Below are 20,577 nucleotides of genomic sequence, written 5' to 3' on the forward strand. Positions count from 1 at the left end.
ACGCGCGCCCCCCAGGGGGCGATGCGGGCGGACTGGCGGAGCCAGATCCGCCGCATCCTGGGTCTGCATGGTTTGTCTCGGTGCGGAAGTACCGGGCTCTTGCGCGATGTTGGCGGATGAATGTTGTGCGGAATCGGCATTTGTCTTGATTTGGTCATTGAGGCGCTGTATAAAAACCCAGTGAAAGATAGCGATAGGCAATCCATTCAGGAGAAAACTGTGGCTCATCTGGTTCTCGCGCTCGATGTCGCCGGCACGCCGGTGCATTGGGTCGACATCGAAAAAGCCATCTGCCTGCACGTGTCGGGCAGGGTGGCGTGGGAACTGGGCGACACCACCGTCACCTATCGCGGGGGCACGAACCGGCTGACCGGGCTCGTCTCCACCGTCAGCACCGCCAGCATCATCGCCGTGCGCGGCCGCGAGTTCCGCGGCGATCGCTCGGCCTCCATCAGCATCAGCCGCGAGCGCCTGTTCTCGCGCGACATGCATGTCTGCGCCTACTGCGGCGGCTGTTTCCCCGAGTTCGAACTGACCATCGAGCACGTCCGCCCCGAATCCCGCGGCGGCGCCAACACCTGGGAAAACGTGGTCACCGCCTGCCGCTCGTGCAACCAGCGCAAGGGCAACCGCACCCCCGAGCAGGCCGGCATGCCGCTGCTCTACCTGCCCTATAGGCCCAACCGCTGGGAAGGCATGATCCTGCGCAATCGCCGCATCCTGGCCGACCAGATGGAATTCCTGCTGGCCGGCGTACCTATTACAAGTAGGTTGGGGCCCCCCCCTACGCGCTGAGGGGAAGCCCACCCCCTACGCCCTTCGGGCGCCCAGAATGGTGGGCCCCCAGCCGCTACGCGGCAGCCCCCCAAGGGGGCCAGGACCCGCCTTGGGGCGGCCCGGCGCCGGGTCCCGGGGGGCGATGCGGGTGGACCGGAAGGGAAGCCCTCCCCCACGCCCTTCGGGCGCCCCCTCAAGGGGGCGGTGCGGGTGGACCGGCGGAGCCGGATCCACCGCATCCTGGGTCTGGGTGGGGCTGTTATGCTTGAAAAAGATGCGCGCGGCCTTATCTAGGCCGCGTGAGCTTTTTGCTTCAGCCGGACAACTTCCTTTCGTCAACCGCCATGCTTGGCGCGCTTTAACCATGCGCGCCGGGATGGGCCTTGTTATTGCCATGAGTCAGACCAACACCTCCGAAACCCTGGGCTTCCAGACCGAAGTCAAGCAGTTGCTGCACCTGATGATCCACTCGCTGTACAGCAACAAGGAAATTTTCCTGCGCGAGCTGGTCTCCAATGCGTCCGATGCCTGCGACAAGCTGCGTTTCGAGGCCATCGACCGGCCGGAACTGCTGGAAGGCGACGGCGAGACGGCCATACGCGTGGGCTTCGACAAGACCGCGCGGACCATCACGATTTCCGACAACGGCATAGGCATGACGCGGGACGAGGCCATTGCCAACCTGGGCACCATCGCCCGCTCGGGCACGCGCGAGTTCTTCCAGCAACTGACCGGCGACAAGCAGAAGGACGCGCAACTGATCGGCCAGTTCGGCGTGGGCTTCTATTCGTCGTTCATCGTCGCGCAGAAAGTCACCGTCGTCAGCCGCCGCGCGGGCCTGCCGGCGGACCAGGCGATACGCTGGGAATCGGCCGGCGACGGCGAGTTCACGATCTCGGCGGCCGAGAAGGCCGGGCGCGGCACGGATATCATCCTGACGCTGCGCGAGGATGAGGACGACTTCCTGTCGTCGTGGAAGCTGCGCGACATCCTGCGCCGCTATTCGGACCACATCTCCGTTCCCATCCTGATGAAGAAAGAGGAATGGGACGCCGAGAAATCCGAGCAGGTCACCCGCGACGAGGAAGAAACCGTCAACCAGGCCAGCGCCCTGTGGACGCGCAGCAAGTCCGAGATCACCGACGAGCAGTACGCCGAGTTCTACAAGCACGTGGCGCACGACTTCGAGGAGCCGCTGGCCTGGAGCCACAACCGGGTCGAAGGCCGCAGCGAATACACGCAGCTGTTGTACGTGCCCCGGCGCGCGCCGTTCGACATGTGGGACCGCAACAAGAAGCACGGAGTCAAGCTGTACGTGAAGCGCGTCTTCATCATGGACGACGCCGAGCAACTGCTGCCCGGCTATCTGCGCTTCGTGCGCGGCGTCATCGATTCGGCCGACCTGCCGCTGAACGTATCGCGAGAGATCCTGCAGGAAAGCCGCGACGTGCGCGCCATCCGCGAAGGCAGCGCCAAGCGCGTGCTGAGCCTGCTGGAAGACCTGGCCGAGAACCGCAAGGACGACTACGCGACGTTCTGGACCGAGTTCGGCCAGGTGCTCAAGGAAGGCGTGGGCGAGGATGCGGCCAACCTGGAGCGCATCCTGAAGCTGCTGCGCTTCGCGTCCACGCAGGACGGCACCCCCGCGCAGACGGTGTCGCTGGCCGACTACGTGTCCCGCATGAAGGAAGGCCAGGACAAGATCTACTACGTCACGGCCGAGACCTTCGCCGCGGCCAGCAGCAGCCCGCACCTGGAGATCTTCCGCAAGAAGGGCATCGAGGTCCTGCTGCTGACCGATCGCGTCGATGAATGGATGCTGTCCTTCGTCAACGAGTTCGACGGCAAGCCGCTGACCTCCATCGCCAAGGGCGGCCTGGACCTGGGCGCGCTGGCCGACGAGGAAGAGAAGAAGCAGCAGGACGAGGTGTCGGAAGAGCTCAAGCCGGTGGTCGAGCGTTTGAAGGCCGCGCTGGGAGAGGCGGTCAAGGACGTGCGCGTGACCTTCCGCCTGGTCGATTCCCCCGCCTGCGTGGTGGTGGACCAGCAGGACATGAGCCAGCACCTGCAACGCCTGCTCAAGGCGGCCGGGCAGGCGGCGCCCGAGTCGCGGCCCATCCTGGAGATCAATCCGGGACATCCGCTGATCGCCCGCGTGCGGCAGGCCGGCGACGCCGATTTCGGCCAGTGGGCCCGGCTGCTGCTGGACCAGGCCCTGCTGGCCGAGGGCGCGTCGCTGGAGGATCCGGCCGCGTTCGTGCGCAGCATGAACAGCCTGTTGCTGAGCCAGGCCTCTTGAGCCGCGGGGCGCAGCGGTCCGGGCCGGAGCGGCGGCGGGCCGCCGGTCCCAGCGAGCTCGACGAGCCGACGTTCTCGGAAGAGCAGGGCGTTCGCTACCTGCATTTCGGCAGCCCGTGGATCCAGGGCGCGATGCGGATACGCAGCCCCTTCGCGCTGGAGCTGGAATACACGCGCCAGATGATGGCGTGGCTGCTGTTCCTCGATCCGCCGCAGGCCGGCGGCGAGCAGGCCATCGGCACGCTGGGGCTGGGCGCGGGGTCCTTGACCCGCTTCTGCCTGAAGCATACCGACAGCCCGGTGCATGCGGTGGAATGGAATCCCAGCGTGACCGCCGCCTGCCGCGCCTATTTCCGCCTGCCCGCCGACAACGAGCGCTTCATGGTGACCCATGACGACGCGGGCGCCTGGGTAGAGGACATCGCCAACCGCGGCAGCTGCCGCGCCTTGATGGTGGACTTGTACGACCATGCCGCGCGCGGCCCGGTGCGCGATTCCGTCGAGTTCTATCGCGGCTGCCGGCGGGTGGTCAGCGCCAACGCCAGCCAGGCCGGCATCGTGACGGTCAACCTGTTCGGCGCCCACGACAGCTACGAACACAATCGCCGCAACCTCGATGAAGCGTTCGAGGGGCGGGTGGTCGAGTTGCCGGAAATCGAGGAAGGCAACCGGGTGGCGATCGCCCTGGCCGGTCCGGCCTTGCGGATCGACGCGCAGGTGCTGCTGGCGCGCGCCGACGAGGTCGAGAACCGCTACGGCCTGCCTGCGCGCAAATGGGCGCGCTCGCTGGCGCCGGAGCTGGGGCGGTTGTGAGCGCCGCGGCGCCGCCCCAGCTCAGCGGTTTTCCGCCGGTCCTGGCGCCCGACGCCAGGGTGCTGCTGCTGGGCAGTTTCCCGGGCGTGGCTTCGCTGGACGTGGGCCAGTACTACGCCCATCCGCGCAACCAGTTCTGGCGCCTGCTGGGCGCCTGCCTGGAGGTCGAGGCACTGCATCTGATGCCCTACGAAGAGCGCCTGCGCGTCGCCGTCCGGCATCGCGTGGGCATCTGGGACGTGGTCGCCAGTTGCCGCCGCCAGGGCAGCCTGGATGCCGCCGTGACCGAAGCCGAGGTCAATCCGCTTGCCGCCTACCTGAAGGTACACGCGCCCCGGCTCGAATGCATAGGTTTCAACGGCGGCCTGTCCTGGAAGCTGGGCCATCACCTGGCCGACTACGGCTACCGCGTGTTCCGGCTGGCTTCTTCGTCGCCGGCGGCCGCGATGTATAGCTTCGAGCAGAAGCTGGAGCAATGGCGGCCCCTGTTCGCATGTCGGTCGTGATCTCCTGCTGCAACAGGTCGTCCGTCAGGTGGCGGATCTCCTGGATCAGGGCCTTGCTGGCGGTCGACAGCATGGTGTCGCGCCGGTAGGCGACGCCTATCATGTGCGTGCTCAGCAGCTTCTTGCCCACCGCCGGCTGGAGCGGCAGTTCCACGATGTTCCCGGTGTGTTTCTCCAGGCGCGCGGAGTCGTAGCGGGCCAGGCCGATGCAATCGCTCGCCACCAGCGTCGAGCGGAAGAAATAGAAGGAATCGGTGCGGATCACGCTGTTGGCGAAGGGCGTGCCCTGCGCGCGCATCATCTGTCTGAGCATGACTTCCAGCTGCGAGCATTCCGACAGCACCAGCCAGGGGTAGTCCGCCAAGTGGGCGCCGGTGCCGTCGAAGGTTTCCAGGATCGGATGGTCGGCGCGCACGAACAGGGCGGTGCGGTCGGGGAAGAGCGGTTCGGACACCAGTTCGTCGGCGTATTCGTCGTCCTCGATGCCGACGATGACGAAGTCCAGGTCGCCGCGCAGCAGCGGGCCCAGCATGCTGCTGCGATGGCCGAACCGGTAGTTCACCGTCAGCCGCCGCGCGCGCTGCGTCAGGTTCAAGGTGGCCTTGGGCAGAATCTGGTTCTGCAGCAGGCCAGGCACCACGCCCACGTTGACCTCGCCCGTCGAGACGTCGCGCAGCGCGCGCGCTTCGCTTTCCAGTTTTCGGAACTCGGCGTCGACCAGCTTGGCGCGGGTATAGATGGTTTCGCCAAACGACGTGAGGCTTACGCCGCGCGCGTTGCGGGTGAACAGTTCCACCCCCAGGGCTTCTTCCAGGTCTTGCAGGTCTTTCGTCAGCGAAGGCTGCGAGACGTTCAGGTGAATGGCGGCCTTGTTGATGCTGCCGAGTTCGGCGATGGCCAGGAAGCGTTTGAGCGTGCGCAGGTTCATGGTGCCAGCATATCAATATTTCCGATAGCTGGTAGAGAAAATTGTATTTGTTGTCTATAGCTAGCCTACGTATTCTGTCGCCCATGACGAGAGCCCGCCGCGTGCGGGCGCCAGAACGCGAAAGGCCGGGCCGCCGCTGCCCGGCCGGTGGGAGAGACAGCAATGAGTGCGCAACTCAGGCAAGAGCGGGGCGTCCGCCTGCGGACCGCCATGGAACAGGCCGGCCTGGACCTGTTGGTGGTGACGGGCAATGCCTGGCGCAGCGACTATCTGCGCTACGCGCTGGACGTGACGCCCATGGAAGGCCAGGCCGTGGCCTTCGTCACCGCCGACGATGCCTGGCTGATGGTCGAGACCCCGGCCGAGGCCGAGCGCATCGCGGCCGAGCAGCCCGGCATGAAGGTGGAGTGGAGCGCCGACCTGCTGGCGCGCGCACGGCAGGCCCTGGATGCCGCCCGGCCCGGACGCACCGGCCTCGCGCCCGCGCATTCGACGCCTGCGCTGCTGGCGCGCAGCGCCGCGGGCGCGGGCATGCAAGCGGCCACCGCCATGCTGGACGGCCTGATGGTGCGCAAGAGCGCTGCCGAAGCCGACCGGGTCGAGCAGGCGGTGCGCCTGGCCGACGAAGGCTACGAGGTCTTTCGCGCGGCAGCCCAGGTGGGCAAGCGCGAATTCGAGCTGGTGGGCGAACTGGAAGCCTGGCTGCGGACCCAGGGCTGTCCGGAGAATTTCATGATCATGGGATCGGGCGGCAAGGAAGTCCGCACCATGCGTCCGCCGGGCGAGCGCCAACTGGCCGCGGGCGACCTGGTCACGACCGAACTCACGCCCTGCCTGGACGGGTACTACGCGCAGATCTGCCGCACGCTGGTACTGGGCACGCCCACGCGCGAACAGCTCGATGCCTACCGGGTGTACCTGGACGCGCTGGAGGCCGGCATCGCCGCGGTGAAGCCGGGCAATACCCACGGCGACGTGGCGCGCGCGCAGAACGACATCTTCCGCCGCCATGGCCTGGGCGAATACGTGACCTCCAAGTACACCCGCGTGCGCGGCCACGGCATGGGGCTCTACGTCGACGGCCCGCACGTGCTGGAGGACGTCGACCTGGTGCTGGAGCCCGACATGACCCTGGTCGTCCATCCCAACACCTACCACCCGGTGGCCGGCTACATCGTGCTGGGCGACACCGTGCGCGTGACCGCCGACGGCTGCAGGGTGCTGACCCGCACGCCGCGCGAGCTGCGCAGCGCCCCGGCCGGCCTGGCCTGATTCGGTATACACGGAAGGATACGTTTATGCGTCGCGGACTCATGAGCTGGTCGCGGGAAGAACTGCCGGCCTCGGTGCTGGACGAGCGCGTTGCGCGCCTGCGGGCCGGCATGAAGCGGGAGGGCCTGGCGGCAGTGCTGGCCTACACCTCGTTCGCCGAGCCGGCCGCCGTGCACTGGTTGACCAATTTCACACCGTACTGGAGCGAGGCCATGCTGCTGGTGCTGCCGGACGAGGCCCCGGTCCTGCTGGCGTCGCTCACGCCGCGCGTGCACGGCTGGATACGCGAAGTCTCGCATCTGGGCGAGGTCGTGTCCGCGCCCCGGCTTGCCCAGGGTGTGCTCGACATGCTGGCCGGCAAGGGCGTGCAGCCCGGCGCGCGCCTGGGCGTAGTCGGCCTGGACAGCCTGCCGGCGGCGGTGGCGCTGCCGCTGATGAAGGCCTGGGGAGCCGCGGCCATCGTCGATGCCGCGCCCATGTTCGCCGCCATCCGCCAGCCTTGCGGCAAGGAAGAGCTGGCGCTGGCCGGCCGCGCGCTGGGCATCGCCCGACGCGCCGTGGCCGGGGTGCCGGACGATGTCCCGGACACCTCGGTCCTGGCGGCCGCCATCGAGGCCAGTGCCCGCGCCGCCGGCGCCGAAGAAGTGCTTTATCGCGTCGCGCCCGACCTGTCGCGCGGCGGCGCGCTGGGCCGGCTGGAAGGGGAGTTCGCGCTGGGCGCGGCCTATGCCCTGGAACTATCGGTGGCCTACAAGGGCCATTGGATCCGCCTGGGCGGCAGCCACGCTCGCGGCGCGCCGCCCGAGGGCTGGGAAGCGGCCCGGGCCTGGTTCGACGACAGCCTGTCGCGCCTGGCCGGTCGCGGCGCCGACGGGCTGCCCGCCGCGCCGGCCGGCGCGGCGCGCTGGACGCTGGAGTCATGTACGGGCGTGCAGCCCCTGAGCCTGGCGCGCACCGATGAACAGGAATTCGTGCCCCTGCCGCCCGGCAGCCTGGCGGTGTTCTCCGCCCATGCCGCGCTGGAGGGCGGCCACTGGTACCGGAGCGCACCCCTGACGCTGGGCGGCGGCGGGCAGCGCGGACAGGTGCTGCGCGGTTGACGCGCGGCACCCAGACGAACGCGGCGCATGGACGCGCCGACATACAAGGAGACAACACCATGTCCAAGCACATCGTGCGGCGGCTGCTGGCGGCCGCATCGCTGGCCCTGCCCTGTGCCGCGATGGCGGCCGGCTATCCGGAGCGGGTGATCAAGGTGGTCGTGCCGGTGCCCGCCGGCGGCGCGGCCGATACCCTGGCGCGCCTGGCCGGCGAGGGGATACAGAAGAAATGGGGCCAACCGGTGGTGGTGGAGAACCGCGCCGGCGCCAACGGCAACATCGGCGGCGAGGCGGTCTACCGCGCCGAGCCCGACGGCTACACCTTCCTGGTGTCGCCGCCCACGGCGATCGCGATCAACCAGAGCTTCTACAAGAAGCTCGCCTACGACCCGAACCGTTTCGTGCCGGTGTCCATCATCGCCGCCAACCCGAACGTGCTGCTGGTCAATCCCAAGGTACCGGCGAAGTCGCTGAAGGAACTGATCGCCTATGCCAAGGCCCATCCCGGCAAGCTCAACTTCGCCTCGGGCGGCACCGGTTCCACGCCGCATCTGGCGGGCGAACTGCTGAAGATGATGGCCGGCATCGACATGGTCCACATCCCCTACAAGGGCGGCCCGCCGGCCTATGCCGACCTGATCGCCGGCCAGGTGGAGGTGATGTTCCAGGGCCTGGCCACCGCCTTGCCGCAGATCCGCGAAGGCAAGCTGCGCGTGCTGGCCATCGGCAGCGAGAAGCGCCACCCGGCCTTGCCCGACGTGCCCACGCTGAACGAAACCATGCCCGGATTCATCTCGGTGTCGTGGACCGGCATGGTGGCGCCGCCGGGCACGCCGGCCGACATCGTCGCCAAGGTTTCGGCGGCGATACGCGAGGAACTGATGGTCAACGGCGCCGGCAAGGACATCAAGGGCCTGGATGCGCGCGACCTGATCGCCAGCAGTCCGGCCGAGGCCGACCGGTTCATCAAGGAAGAAGTGGCCCGCTGGGGCAAGGTGATCCATTCGACCGGCATCAGCATCGACTGAGCCCGGTTCTTTCAGGAGATTTTTTCATGCGTGCAGCCCTCACCGGACCGGCCACCTGGCGCGGCCCCGAAATCAAGGACAGCAAGGCCTGGGTCTACGAGTTCACCCAGGCCGAGATCGACGAGATCGATGCCGCGCTGCGCAACGTGCGCAAGCAGGGCAAGCTCATCTCGACCATGACGCGCGAGGACTTCCCGCTGCCGACGGTGTCGAAGGTGATAGACCACACCCGCGAGCAGATCGAGAACGGCCTGGGCCTGCAACTGCTGCGAGGCATCCAGGCCGAGCGCTACGGCAAGGACGACCTGCGCATCATCTACTGGGGCATCGGCCAGCACATGGGCACGGCCGTCTCGCAAAGCGCCAAAGGCGACATCCTGGGCGACGTGCGCAACCTGGGCATCGACATCAACAGCCCGCAGGGCCGCGGCTATACCTCGAACCAGAAGCTGACCTACCACACCGATTCCTGCGACGTGGTGGCGCTGTTCGTGCTGCGTACCGCGCGCAGCGGCGGCCTGAGCATGATCGCCAGTTCGCAGGCCATCCACAACGAGATCCTGAAGCAGCGTCCCGACCTGCTCGACGTGTTGTACCAGCCGTTCCACTGGAGCTGGCAGGGGCAGGAAGAACCCGGGCAACTGCCGTACTACCAGCAGCCCGTGTTTTCGATGCATGAAGGCAAGTTTTCGTGCCGCTACGTGCGCACGCATATCCGTTCCGCGCAGCGCTTTCCCGACGTGCCGCGCCTGACGCCGATCCAGGAAGAGGCGCTGGATTTCCTCGACAGCCTGTCGGGCAGCACCGATTTCCATTTCTCGATGATGTTCCAGCCGGGCGACCTGCAATTCCTGAACAACCACATGATGCTGCATTCGCGCACCGCGTTCGAGGACTTCGAGGAACCGGAGAAAAAGCGCCACCTGTTGCGCATGTGGCTGTCGGTGCCCAACAGCCGCGCCCTGAGCCCGGCCCTGGCCACCATCTACCGCGACCAGCGCGCGGGCGCGGTGCGGGGGGGCTTTCCGTCGCGCACGGGCAAGCTGATCTACGAAACCGTCGGCAGCATCGAGTAAGGCGGAGGGCCTATGTTGTACGAAGCTGAGCGGGGCCGTATCAAGCTGGCGTTGGTCGGCGACATGATGTTGTCCAGGGCCTTGAAGCCTTACGCCGAAGACGACTATCTGGCGCTGGTCGATCTGCTGCGGGACGCCGATGCCAGCTTCGGCAACCTGGAGACCACCGTGCGCGAGTCCGGCGAAGGCGTGCCCAACTTCACGCAGGGCACGCCCATGAGCACCGCGCCGGCCTTGCTGGAAGAGCTGAAGTGGATGGGCCTGGACATCGTGTCCATCGCCAACAACCATGCCACCGACTACGGCGTGTCGGGGGTGCTGGCCAGCCTGGCGCACCTGGACCGCGCCGGCATTCCGTACTCCGGCGCGGGCCGTACGCTGGCCGAGGCACGCCGGCCGGGCTACCTGGAAACGAACGCGGGCCGCGTCGGCCTGGTCTCGGCCACGTCGTTCTATCGGCCCTGGAACCGCGCGGCCGACGCGCGCTCCGACAGCGCCGGCCGCCCTGGCATCAATCCCCTGGGGTTCGCCACGTCCTATACGGTGGACGACGAATCGCTGGCGGCGCTGCGGCGCATCAGCGATGAGCTGGGCATGGCGCAGGAGCAGGTGCGGCACCGCTCGCAGTTCTATGCGCCGCACGAGGTGCCCAGCAATGACGACGACAGCGTGGCCCTGCTGGGCGCGAAGTTCCGCCGCGGCAAGGGCTTCGCCGTATCGACCAAGGTCGACGCCAAGGATGCCGAAGCCAACCTGCGCTTCATCCGCGAGGCGCGCAAACAGGCGGACTGGGTGATTTTTTCTTTCCATTGCCACGAGTTCGGCAGTGCGGGCAAGCGCACCGCGCCCACCGACGTGGAGCTGGAGGAGTCCGCGCAGTTCGCCATCGAGTTCGCCCGCGCGGCCGTGGACGCCGGCGCCCACGTGGTGGCGGGGCATGGCCCGCACCTGACCATGGGCGTCGAGGTCTACCGGGGCGCGCCCATCTTCCACAGCCTGGGCAACTTCATTTTCCAGAACGAGACCATCAACGCCTTTCCCGCCGAGGCCTACGGCCGCTTCGGGCTGGACGCAGCCGCCACGCCTTCCGAGTTCCTGGACGCGCGCACCGGCAACGACAGCCGGGGCTTTCCGGCCACGCGCGAGTTCTGGGAAGGCTGCCTGGCCACGTGCCAGTTCGAGGCGGGCAAGCTGGCCGCGGTCAGCCTGTATCCGATCGACATGGGATTCGGGCGGCCGCGAGGCCAGCGCGGCCGCCCCATGCTGGCCCGGGGCGAGGACGCGCATCGCATCCTGGCGCGCGTCGCCCGGCTGTCCCGCCCCTTCGGCACGCGCCTGGACATCGAGGGGGACGTCGGCGTCCTGCGCCTGCCATGAAGCGCCTGGCCATCCTGGACGATTACCTGCGCCTGGCGTTGCGCTCGGCCGACTGGTCGGTGCTGGAAGGGCAGTGCCGGATCGACGTGATCGACCGCAAGCTGGCGGTGCCGGACGAGGCGGCCGAGGTGCTCGAGCCGTATCACATCCTCTGCCACCTGCGTGAACGCACGCCCATGCCGCGCGCGTTGCTGGAGCGCTTGCCCAACCTCGAGTTCATGACCGTGACGGGCAAGGCGCATCGCACGCTGGACCTGCGGGCGGCGACCGAGCGGGGCGTCGTCGTGTCCCATGTGTCCTCGGCCGTCCAGGGGTCCAACGCGACGCCCGAACTGGCCTGGGGACTGATACTGGCCACCGCCCGCCACATCGCCTACGAGGACCGCGGCGTGCGCGAGGGAGCCTGGCAGCGTACCGCCGGCATGCTGCTGGACGGCAAGACCCTGGGGCTGCTGGGACTGGGGCGGGTAGGCCAGCGCATGGCCGCCATCGGCCAGGCCTTCGGCATGCGGGTCGTGGCCTGGAGTCCCAACCTGACCGACGAGGCGGCGGCCGCCTTCCAGGTCCGGCGCGTCGACAAGGACGAGTTGTTCGCGCAGTCGGACGTGCTCAGCATCCATGTGGTCCTGAGCGAACGGTCGCGCCATCTGGTCGGCGGGCGGGAACTGGCGCTGATGAAGCGCGATGCGCTGCTGATCAACACCGCCCGGGGACCCATCGTGGACGAGGCGGCGCTGGTCGAGGCGCTGGCGCAGGGCCGGCTGGGCGGCGCGGGGCTGGACGTCTTCGAGACCGAACCGCTGCCGGCCGGCCATCCGCTGACCCGGCTGGACAACGTGGTGCTGACGCCGCACCTGGGCTACGCCACGCGCGAGACGATCGCGGGTTTCTATCAGGCCAGCGTGGCGGGCGTGCGGGCCTACCTGGCGGGCGCCCCCGTCGGGGTCCGAGAGGAGTGACCGGCAAGGGCTGGCGACGGAGGTTCCACTGAACGCCGGTCAGGCACCCTGTCTACAATGCGAGGTCCACGGTTCATGCAAAGGCGGGCAGGGCGATGTCGCAGTACTCATTGATCGGCAACCTGGTCGTGTTGCGGCCCCTGGCGCGCGAGGATGCCGCGGCGCTGGTGGCGGCGGCGCGGGACCAGGACGCGTGGCGCACCCTCTACACCCAGATTCCCGCCGAGCCGGCCGCGGCCGAGGCCTACATCGAAGCCGCGCTGCGCGCCCGCGACATGGGCGAGTCCATGCCCTTCGCCACCACGCTGCGCGAGGATGGCCGGGTGGTCGGCTCGACCCGCTATTGCCGCATCGAGCCCGCGCATCGCAAGCGCGAGATCGGCTATACCTGGATAGGCGGTTCGTGGCAGCGGACCTTCGTCAACACCGAGGCCAAGTACCTGATGCTGCGCCACGCGTTCGAGGGGCTGGGCTGCCAGCGCGTGCAGTTACAGACCGATGAGCTGAACCAGCAGTCCCGCCGCGCCATCGAACGGCTGGGCGCCCGGCTGGAAGGCATCCTGCGCAACGATCGCATCATGCCCGACGGGCGCAGGCGGCATTCGGCCATGTACAGCATCGTCGACGAGGAATGGCCGCGGGTGCGCGCCGGCCTCGAAGCCGCGATGCGCCGGCGGGGCCTCGAGCCCGCCATGGAAGTGGCGGAGGGCTAGAGGCTATTCGACCAGCAGCTTGCGCCGTTTCAGGATGTCCTGGATCTGGCCCAGGCGGCTTTCCGGATCGTCGTCGGCCAGCAGGTGCCGCTGCTGCGGCGGCAGCAGCGGCAGCATTTCCGCCCAGCGGTTCGCCACCCATGCGCATTCGTCCAGGCGGAAGGGCGGCGCGATGGGCAGGTCCGCGCGGGGGCCCTGGTGCTGCTGGATGTCGGCGATCAGGCGGCCCAGCGTGTTGGCCGCCGGTTGCAGGGCATCCGGGATGGGGACCACCGGATCGTCGGCCAGCGGTTCGACCTGCCCGACCCAGAGACCGTACTTGCGCTGTTCGCTCGACACCAGGCGAAAGCGCGTCGTCCCCACGCAGCGCAGTTGCAGCAGGCCCGGCATGGGCGCATCCCACTGCTCTATCTTCGCCATGGTGCCGAAGTCGGCCAGGACTTCCCTGCCTTCGGGCGTGCGGACCTCGTGGCCGGCCAGGAGCGGCACGACGCCGAACGGAGCCTGATCGGCGATGCACTGCTTGATCATGTCGAGGTAGCGGATCTCGAAGATGCGCAAGTGCAGCATGCCCTCGGGATACAGCGCCCGGCTGAGCGGAAAGAGCGGGGTCGTGTTCATGGCGGGTAGGCGGTTGGTTGCCCGAGCCTCCAGGATAGCGCTTCTACCAGGAATGCAGCGCAGGCCGCTTATTTCGTGCCACGCAGCCGCAGCGCATTGAAGATCACCGAAGCCGAGCTCAGACTCATCGCCAGTGCCGCAATCATTGGCGACAGGAGCCAGCCAGTGAACGGATACAGAACCCCGGCGGCAATCGGTACGCCAATACCGTTGTAGACGAAGGCAAACATCAGGTTCTGCCGCATATTGCGCACCGTATCGATGGAGACCTCGCGCGACGCCGCGATGCCGCGCAGGTCGCCCTTGATCAGCGTGATCTGGCCGCTGTTCATTGCCACGTCAGTGCCCGTGCCCATGGCGACCCCGACGTCGGACTTTGCCAGCGCGGGAGCGTCATTGATGCCGTCTCCCGCCATGGCAACCACATGGCCTTCCTGCTGCAGCCGCGCCACCAGCGCCAGCTTGTCGGCGGGCTTGACCTCGCCATGCACTTCATCGATACCCAGCTTGGCCGCTACGGCCTTGGCGGTGGTGAGACCGTCTCCAGTCGCCATCACGATGCGCAGACCGCTGGCGTGCAGGGTTCGGATGGCGCCGGGCGTGCTGGCTTTGATGGGGTCGGTCACCGCCAGAATGCCCGCGAACCGTCCGTCGACAGCCAGGTGCATGATGCTGGCGCCTTCACCGCGCAGACGCTCTGCGTCAGCCCGCAGGGACGAAACCGCCACGCTTTCCTGCTCCATCAAGGCCGTGTTGCCCAATGCCAGCCGCCGTCCCTCGACCGTGCCGCGCACGCCGATGCCGCTGCCCGATTCGAAATCGGCCGGTTTGGCCAGCGGCAGGCCCCTGGCTCGCGCTGCGCTGACAATCGCATCTGCCAGCGGGTGTTCGCTGCCCTGGTCCAGACTGGCCGCCAGCCTCAGAACCTCATCGGGCGTGAAGCCGGGCGCCGCAACGGCGGTGTCGAACGCGGGTCTGCCTTCCGTCAGTGTGCCGGTCTTGTCCACGATGAGGGTGTCCACCTCGCGCATCTTCTCGATGGCACCGGCATCGCGGAACAGCACTCCCTGCGTGGCGGCGCGCCCGGTGGCCACCATCACCGACATGGGGGTGGCCAGGCCCAGAGCACAGGGACAGGCGATGATCAGCACCGCCACGGCATTGATCAGCCCGAACACCCAGCTGGGCTCCGGCCCGAACAGGCCCCAGGCCAGAAAGGTAGCGATGGCGATCAGCACCACCGCCACGACGAACTTGCCCGCCACCACGTCGGCCATGCGCTGCATGGGAGCCTTGGAGCGCTGGGCCGAGGCGACCATCTGCACGATCTGCGACAGCATGGTGGCCGCGCCGATTTTTTCGGACCGCATGATCAGCGCGCCGCTGGTGTTCAGCGTGGCCCCGATCAACGGGGCACCGGCACGCTTGGTCACCGGCACCGGTTCGCCGGTCAGCATGGATTCATCGACCGCGCTGCTGCCTTCGGTAACGATGCCATCGACCGGAATTTTCTCGCCAGGGCGCACACGCAGCAGGTCGCCGACATGAACATGATTGAGCGGCACATCCTCTTCGCTGCCGTCCGCGTTGATGCGCCGCGCAGTCTTTGGCGCCAGGTCCAGCAGGGACTTGATGGCCGCCGAGGTCTGGGAGCGTGCCTTCAACTCGATAAGTTGGCCCATCATGGTCAGGGAAATGATGACCACCGCTGCCTCGAAGTACACGGCCACGCGGCCCATGGACATGAACGAGTCGGGGAAAGCGCCCGGCGCCACCGTGGCGACCACGCTGTAGACGAAGGCGGCGCCCGAGCCCAGGGCGATCAAGGTCCACATGTTCGGGCTGCGGTGGACGATCGATTGCCAGCCCCGCACGAAGAAGGGCCAGCCTGTCCACAGCACCACGGGCAGCGACAGCACGAATTCGACCCAGGTCTGGGTGGCCATGGCGAACCAGCCCAGACGATGGCCGAGCATGGCCAGGACGGTCACGATCAGAGTGAGGGGCAGCGTCCACCAAAAGCGGCGCTGAAAATCGATCAGCTCGCTGTTGTCTTCCTCGGCCAGCGGAATGATCGGCTCCAGCGTCATGCCGCACTTGGGGCAATTGCCGGGGTGGTCCTGCCGCACCTCGGGGTGCATGGGGCAGGTGTAAATGGTGCCAGCCGACGCATCACTCCGTTCTCCAGACTGATGATGGTCATGGTGATGCGGATTCATGCTGTTCCCCTCGCGCCAGATCAAGGCTTGATGCTCCGCCTTGACACTATGGGAATGTCAAGTATTTTGTGCGTGATCCGAGTACAGGATCGCATTGAGCACCTGCGAATATGCATGCAATCTTCATTCGTTGGCGTCAACACGACCTGGCCCAGCGCAACGACCGCCTCTAGTCCAGCGGAAACACCGCCTGGTCCGCGCAGGCGCGCAGCAGTTCGTCCACCGGCCCCTGGGGCAGCGTCATGCCGGGATCGATGTCTGACAGGGGGCGCAGCACGAAGGCGCGCTGGTGCATGCGGGGGTGGGGCAGGGTCAGCCGGGGCGTGTCCAGGCGCTGGCCGTCGTACGCCAGCAGGTCCAGGTCCAGCGTGCGGGGGGCGTTGCGATAGGGGCGTTCGCGGCCGTGGCGCCGTTCGATGTCCTGCAGCAGGTCCAGCAGCGCCAAGGGGGACAGCGTGGTGCGCACGCGCACGACGGCGTTGACGTAGTCCGGGCCGCTGGAGTCGATCGGCCCGGTGCGGTAGAAGCGCGAGAGCGCGTCCTGCCGTACCTGGGGATGGGCGGCCAGCGCGGCCAGCGCCTCGCGCAGGGTGGCGGCCGGATCGCCCAGGTTGGCGCCCAATCCCACCCAGGCCATCCGCCAGCCGGGGGCGTTCATCCCGCTACCGGGGTGCCGCCTTCCGGGCCGCCCTCGGCGGGGCCGCCCTGGCGCGAACGGCCGCTGCGCCGGCGGCGCTTGCGGGGGGCCGCCGCTTCGCCGGCCGCGCGCGGCTGGCGGGCCAGGTCTTCCAGCATTTCGGCACGCGCCGCGTCGCTGGCGTCGGCCAGGTCCATCCACCATTGCGCCAGGGCGCTGTCGACCTCGCCGGCGGCGGCGCGCAATTGCAGGAAGTCGCAGGCGGCGCGAAAGCGCGGCTGTTCCAGCATGCGCCAGGCGCCCTTGCTCTGGCGCCGTTCGAAGCGCGGCTGCATGAACCAGATCTCGCGCATGTCGGACACGAAGCGGCGCTGGATGGCGAGCTTCTCGGTCTGGTCGTCCAGCACGGAATCCACGGCCATGCCCAGGGCGGGCATGGCAGGCTCGCCGTCGGCGCGGTACTGCTGCCAGCGGTGGTTGACCTGCTGCCACAGCAGCGCGGCGAACAGGAAGCTGGGGCTGACCGACTTGCCGCTGCGCACGCGCACGTCGGTGCGCTCCAGAGCCAGCTTCACGAAGCGCTCGCCCCCAGGCTGTTCCAGCACCACGTCCAGCAGCGGCAACAGGCCCTTGTGCAGGCCCTCGGCGCGCAGCCGGCGCAGGCAGTCCAGCGCGTGGCCGCAGGTCAGCATCTTCAGCATCTCGTCGAACAGCCGCGAGGCGGGCACGTTCTCGATCAGGTGGGCCATCTCGCGGATGGGCGCGAGCGTGGCCGGCGCGATGGTGAAGTCCAGCTTGGCGGCGAAGCGCATGCCGCGCAGCATGCGGACCGGATCCTCGCGATAGCGCTTGGAGGCGTCGCCGATGATGCTGACGGTCTTCTTCTTCAGGTCGGCCACGCCGTCGTGGTAGTCGATGACGATCTCGGTGGCCGGGTCGTAGTACAGCGCGTTCAGCGTGAAGTCCCGCCGGGCGGCGTCTTCCTCCAGCGTACCGAAGACGTTGTCGCGCAGGATGCGGCCGTGCTCGTCGGTGGTCTGTTCGTCCGAGCCCGAGGCGCGGAAGGTGGAGGTCTCGATGATCTCCTGGCCGAACACCACGTGCACCAGGCGGAAGCGGCGGCCGATGATGCGGGCGCGGCGGAACAGCGGCTGTATCTGTTCCGGCGTGGCGTTGGTGGCCACGTCGAAATCCTTGGGCTGGGCGCCCACGATCAGGTCGCGTACGGCGCCGCCGACGATGTAGGCCTCGAAGCCGTTCTCGTGCAGCACGTCGCAGACCTTGATCGCATGGCGCGAGACCAGCCGGCGGTCGATGCCGTGCTTGGCCTGGGGCACGCGCAGGGGCGCATGCCGCTTGACGCTCAGGATGGGGCGCGCCGCGCGGGGGGTGAACAGCTTGCTGATGAGCTTCTTGATCATGCGAACAGGTCCGTGATGCGCCAGCCCCGTTCGCGCGCCAGTTCGCGCAGCGCGGCGGATGGGTTGGCGGCGACCGGGTCGGTCACCGCTTCGAGCAGCGGGACGTCGTTCATCGAGTCGCTATAGAAGAAAGACTGGCGGAAATCCGACAACTGCCAGCCGTGGCCGGCCAGCCACTGGTTGACGCGCACCACCTTGCCTTCGCGGAAGCACGGGATGCCCTGAATGCGGCCGGTGTAGCGGCCGGCGGTGTATTCCGGCTCGGTGCCCAGCAGCACGGGAATGCCGAAGGCGCGCGCGATGGGCGCGGTCACGAAGGTGTTGGTCGAGGTGGCGATGGCGCACAGGTCGCCCGCCTCCAGGTGTTCGCGCACCAGTGCGACGGCCTGCCCGGAGATGGCCGGGCGGATCACCTCGGCCATGAAGTCCTCGTGCCAGCGGGCCAGGTCGTAGGGGGTGTTGCGGGCCAGCAGGCCCAGCATGAACTCGGCCGATTCCATCGCGGTCAGCTTGCCCTCGTCGTAGCGCCGCATCAGCTCCTCGTTCCGGGCGCAGGCGGCGGCGGGGTCGCCGACGTGGCCGGCGCGGGCGAGGAAATCGGCCCACCGGTAGTCGCTGTCGAGCGGCAGCAGGGTATGGTCCAGGTCGAACAGGGCGAGGCGGGCAGGCGGCGCTTGGGTGGGGGTCATGACAACGAAGAATACGACTGAATGGAGGACGGTTGGGGCTGTTCGGCCAGCATGGCGCGCAACAGCGGCAGCGTGATCGGGCGCTTGGCCGCCAGCGAATAGCGGTCCAGGGCGTCGAGCAGGGCTGCCAGCTGGCGCATGTCCCGCTCGTAATGGGTAAGAATCCAGTTCACCACCTCGGGCGCGAGCTGCAGCCCGCGGCTGGCGGCCTGGCGGATCAGGGCGTCGGTCTTTTCGGCATCGGACAGCACTTCCAGCCGGAAGACCAGGTCCCAGCCCAGGCGGGTGCGCAGGTCCTCGCGGATCTCGAGCTGGCCCGGAGCGCGTTCGCCGGCCACGATCAGCGACAGGGCGATGTCGGTGGCCGAGGTTTCGCGCCAGCGGTTGTACAGCGAGAACACGCAGGCCAGCCGGGGTTCGTCCAGCAGGTGCAGGTCGTCGATGGCGATCAGCGCGGGGCGGACGTCGGATTCCTCGGGCTGGGCGGTGCGGCGGTAGGCCGACACGGGGCTGTGGCTGTCCAGGTAGATCGCGCCCGGCCGGTCGGACAGGGCGCGCAGCAGGTGGGTGCGGCCGCAGCCGGCGGGGCCCCAGAGGTAGACGGCCCGGCCCGGCGCCAGCGCGCGCAGGCTCGCCAGGGCCTCGGTATTGGGGCCCGCGACATAGTTTTCCAGGGACGGAGCCGGCGCGGCAAGAACGTCGAGTAGCAACTGCTTCATGGGGTGCGGCTAAGAGACCCGCAGCGTCGGACGATCATGGCGTTGGGTGGCGACAGGTCGGGCCGGGCAAGGCTGCGCAGGCAGAAAAGGAACGCGGGGCGCGGCGGGTGCCACCGGGAATTGACCCGATGTAAATCCCTGTCCGCTGCATGGGAATACCAATCATCGTAAAATTATAGCTTTCAGGCGGTCCCGGCTGGTTTTTTTGCCGCGAAAGCCCGCGCCCATCCACTTTTCGGTCCATCCCATGTCCGCACAACAACCCAGCGCTTCCTCTCTAACCTACCGCGACGCGGGCGTCGACATCGACGCGGGCGATGCCCTGGTCGAGCGCATCAAGCCCCTCGCCAAGCGCACCATGCGCGAAGGAGTGCTGGCCGGCATTGGCGGATTCGGGGCCCTGTTCGAGGTGCCCAAGAAGTACCGCGAGCCCGTGCTGGTGTCGGGCACCGACGGCGTGGGCACCAAGCTGCGCCTGGCGTTCTCGTGGAACAAGCACGACACCGTGGGCATCGACCTGGTGGCCATGAGCGTGAACGACATCCTGGTGCAGGGCGCCGAGCCGCTGTTCTTCCTGGACTACTTCGCCTGCGGCCGCCTGTCGGTGGACACGGCCGCCACGGTCGTCGGCGGCATCGCCAAGGGCTGCGAGCTGGCCGGCTGCGCGCTGATCGGCGGCGAAACCGCCGAGATGCCCGGCATGTATCCCGACGGCGAATACGACCTGGCGGGCTTCGCCGTCGGCGCGGTCGAGAAGTCGCAGGCCATCGACGGCAGCCGCATCCAGCCCGGTGATGCCGTGCTGGGCCTGGCCTCGAGCGGCGCGCACTCCAACGGCTATTCGCTGGTGCGCAAGATCATCGAACGCGCCGGCGCCACGCCGGACCAGGACTTCCACGGCCAGCCGCTGCGCGACGTCGTCATGGCGCCCACGCGCATCTACGTCAAGCAGGTGCTGGCGGCCATCGCCAAGCACGAGATCAAGGGCCTGGCCCACATCACCGGCGGCGGCCTGCTGGACAACGTACCGCGCATCCTGCGCCCCGGCCTGGCCGCGCGCCTGCACCGCGATGCGTGGAAGATGCCCGAACTGTTCACGTGGCTGCAACGCGAAGGCCAGGTGGCCGACACCGAGATGCACCGCGTTTTCAATTGCGGCATCGGCATGGTGGTGGTGGTCTCGGCCGACCAGGCCGACGCCGTGGCCGCAACGCTGCGCGACCAAGGCGAAACCGTCTACCGCCTGGGCGAAATCGTCGACCAACAACCCGGCACCGCCCAAACCGAAGTGGTGTAAGCCCACCCCTACCCGCTGACGCGGGCCCCTCAAGGGGCGACCCTGGCGGACCGGCAAAGCCGGATCCGCGGCGCCCAGGATCAAAGCAAGCATGCGGTGCTCCGCACCGAGAACGACGACACAGACC

General features: G+C 68.1%; 18 protein-coding genes and 1 pseudogene. 12 read left to right on the forward strand and 7 right to left on the reverse strand.

The genetic code is table 11. The annotated features are described in order from the left end of the window. The first annotated feature begins 219 nt into the window (after positions 1-219). The 4 genes from EV675_RS24835 (at position 220) to EV675_RS30105 (ending at position 4,394) form a co-directional block, all read left to right on the forward strand. Positions 220-795 carry an HNH endonuclease gene (locus tag EV675_RS24835; protein WP_423213241.1) on the forward strand — a complete coding sequence of 192 codons (576 nt, stop codon included), beginning with the start codon at positions 220-222 and terminating at the stop codon, positions 793-795. A 376-nt stretch (positions 796-1,171) separates the two neighbouring features. After that, the gene (gene htpG / locus EV675_RS24840) at positions 1,172-3,076 is read left to right on the forward strand and encodes a molecular chaperone HtpG (RefSeq protein ID WP_130361025.1); all 1,905 of its coding nucleotides are present in this window, start codon (positions 1,172-1,174) and stop codon (positions 3,074-3,076) included. Beyond that, a complete protein-coding gene (locus EV675_RS24845) occupies positions 3,073-3,888 on the forward strand; it encodes a class I SAM-dependent methyltransferase (RefSeq protein WP_130361027.1) in 816 nt (271 codons plus the stop codon). Before htpG ends, EV675_RS24845 begins: the two co-directional genes overlap by 4 nt. After that, positions 3,849-4,394, forward strand: a complete 546-nt coding sequence (locus tag EV675_RS30105; RefSeq protein ID WP_130361029.1) for a DNA-deoxyinosine glycosylase — start codon at positions 3,849-3,851, stop codon at positions 4,392-4,394. The genes EV675_RS24845 and EV675_RS30105 overlap by 40 nt, the downstream gene beginning before the upstream one ends. A gap of 40 nt (positions 4,395-4,434) precedes the next feature. Here the strand turns inward: EV675_RS30105 and EV675_RS24855 are convergent. Further along, positions 4,435-5,322 (reverse strand): annotated as a pseudogene (locus EV675_RS24855) (LysR family transcriptional regulator); the annotation flags it as partial. 162 nt (positions 5,323-5,484) lie between these two features. Between EV675_RS24855 and EV675_RS24860 the strand changes: the two are divergent. The 7 genes from EV675_RS24860 to EV675_RS24890 all read left to right on the forward strand — a co-directional run bounded on the left by EV675_RS24860 (position 5,485) and on the right by EV675_RS24890 (position 12,847). Then, positions 5,485-6,594, forward strand: coding sequence for a M24 family metallopeptidase (locus EV675_RS24860; RefSeq protein ID WP_130361033.1), 1,110 nt, complete (start codon positions 5,485-5,487; stop codon positions 6,592-6,594). A gap of 26 nt (positions 6,595-6,620) precedes the next feature. Further along, positions 6,621-7,694, forward strand: a complete 1,074-nt coding sequence (locus EV675_RS24865) for an aminopeptidase P family N-terminal domain-containing protein (protein WP_130361035.1) — start codon at positions 6,621-6,623, stop codon at positions 7,692-7,694. A 59-nt stretch (positions 7,695-7,753) separates the two neighbouring features. Continuing rightward, positions 7,754-8,722: a Bug family tripartite tricarboxylate transporter substrate binding protein gene (locus EV675_RS24870; protein WP_130361037.1), complete on the forward strand. Its 969-nt coding sequence runs from the start codon at positions 7,754-7,756 to the stop codon at positions 8,720-8,722. Between the two features lie 26 nt (positions 8,723-8,748). Further along, entirely contained in the window at positions 8,749-9,798 is a 1,050-nt protein-coding gene (locus EV675_RS24875) for a TauD/TfdA family dioxygenase (RefSeq protein ID WP_130361039.1), read from the forward strand. 12 nt (positions 9,799-9,810) lie between these two features. Then, the gene (locus tag EV675_RS24880; RefSeq protein ID WP_130361041.1) at positions 9,811-11,175 is read left to right on the forward strand and encodes a CapA family protein; all 1,365 of its coding nucleotides are present in this window, start codon (positions 9,811-9,813) and stop codon (positions 11,173-11,175) included. Continuing rightward, positions 11,172-12,134 carry a D-2-hydroxyacid dehydrogenase family protein gene (locus EV675_RS24885; RefSeq protein WP_130361043.1) on the forward strand — a complete coding sequence of 321 codons (963 nt, stop codon included), beginning with the start codon at positions 11,172-11,174 and terminating at the stop codon, positions 12,132-12,134. The genes EV675_RS24880 and EV675_RS24885 overlap by 4 nt, the downstream gene beginning before the upstream one ends. 95 nt (positions 12,135-12,229) lie before the next feature. Next, complete coding sequence (locus EV675_RS24890; RefSeq protein ID WP_130361045.1) at positions 12,230-12,847, forward strand: GNAT family N-acetyltransferase; 618 nt, start codon at positions 12,230-12,232, stop codon at positions 12,845-12,847. A 3-nt stretch (positions 12,848-12,850) separates the two neighbouring features. Here EV675_RS24890 and EV675_RS24895 read toward each other — a convergent pair whose 3' ends face one another. The 6 genes from EV675_RS24895 to hda form a co-directional block, all read right to left on the reverse strand. Then, complete coding sequence (locus EV675_RS24895) at positions 12,851-13,468, reverse strand: LON peptidase substrate-binding domain-containing protein (protein WP_130361047.1); 618 nt, start codon at positions 13,466-13,468, stop codon at positions 12,851-12,853. A gap of 68 nt (positions 13,469-13,536) precedes the next feature. After that, positions 13,537-15,687, reverse strand: coding sequence for a copper-transporting P-type ATPase (locus EV675_RS24900; protein ID WP_130361049.1), 2,151 nt, complete (start codon positions 15,685-15,687; stop codon positions 13,537-13,539). A 169-nt stretch (positions 15,688-15,856) separates the two neighbouring features. Further along, a complete protein-coding gene (gene folK, locus EV675_RS24905) occupies positions 15,857-16,345 on the reverse strand; it encodes a 2-amino-4-hydroxy-6-hydroxymethyldihydropteridine diphosphokinase (RefSeq protein WP_130361051.1) in 489 nt (162 codons plus the stop codon). Continuing rightward, positions 16,342-17,745 (reverse strand): polynucleotide adenylyltransferase PcnB, encoded by a 1,404-nt coding sequence (gene pcnB / locus EV675_RS24910; RefSeq protein WP_130361053.1) that lies wholly within the window; start codon positions 17,743-17,745, stop codon positions 16,342-16,344. Before pcnB ends, folK begins: the two co-directional genes overlap by 4 nt. Then, a complete protein-coding gene (locus EV675_RS24915) occupies positions 17,742-18,434 on the reverse strand; it encodes an HAD family hydrolase (protein ID WP_130361055.1) in 693 nt (230 codons plus the stop codon). The genes pcnB and EV675_RS24915 overlap by 4 nt, the downstream gene beginning before the upstream one ends. Beyond that, the gene (gene hda / locus EV675_RS24920; protein ID WP_130361057.1) at positions 18,431-19,153 is read right to left on the reverse strand and encodes a DnaA regulatory inactivator Hda; all 723 of its coding nucleotides are present in this window, start codon (positions 19,151-19,153) and stop codon (positions 18,431-18,433) included. The genes EV675_RS24915 and hda overlap by 4 nt, the downstream gene beginning before the upstream one ends. 247 nt (positions 19,154-19,400) lie before the next feature. On the opposite strand from hda, the gene purM reads away from it, so the two are divergent. Further along, the gene (purM, locus tag EV675_RS24925; RefSeq protein ID WP_130361059.1) at positions 19,401-20,450 is read left to right on the forward strand and encodes a phosphoribosylformylglycinamidine cyclo-ligase; all 1,050 of its coding nucleotides are present in this window, start codon (positions 19,401-19,403) and stop codon (positions 20,448-20,450) included. The last annotated feature ends 127 nt before the right edge of the window (positions 20,451-20,577 follow it).

This window comes from Pigmentiphaga kullae, assembly GCF_004216695.1.
In the GTDB taxonomy this organism is placed as follows: Bacteria; Pseudomonadota; Gammaproteobacteria; order Burkholderiales; family Burkholderiaceae_B; genus Pigmentiphaga; species Pigmentiphaga kullae.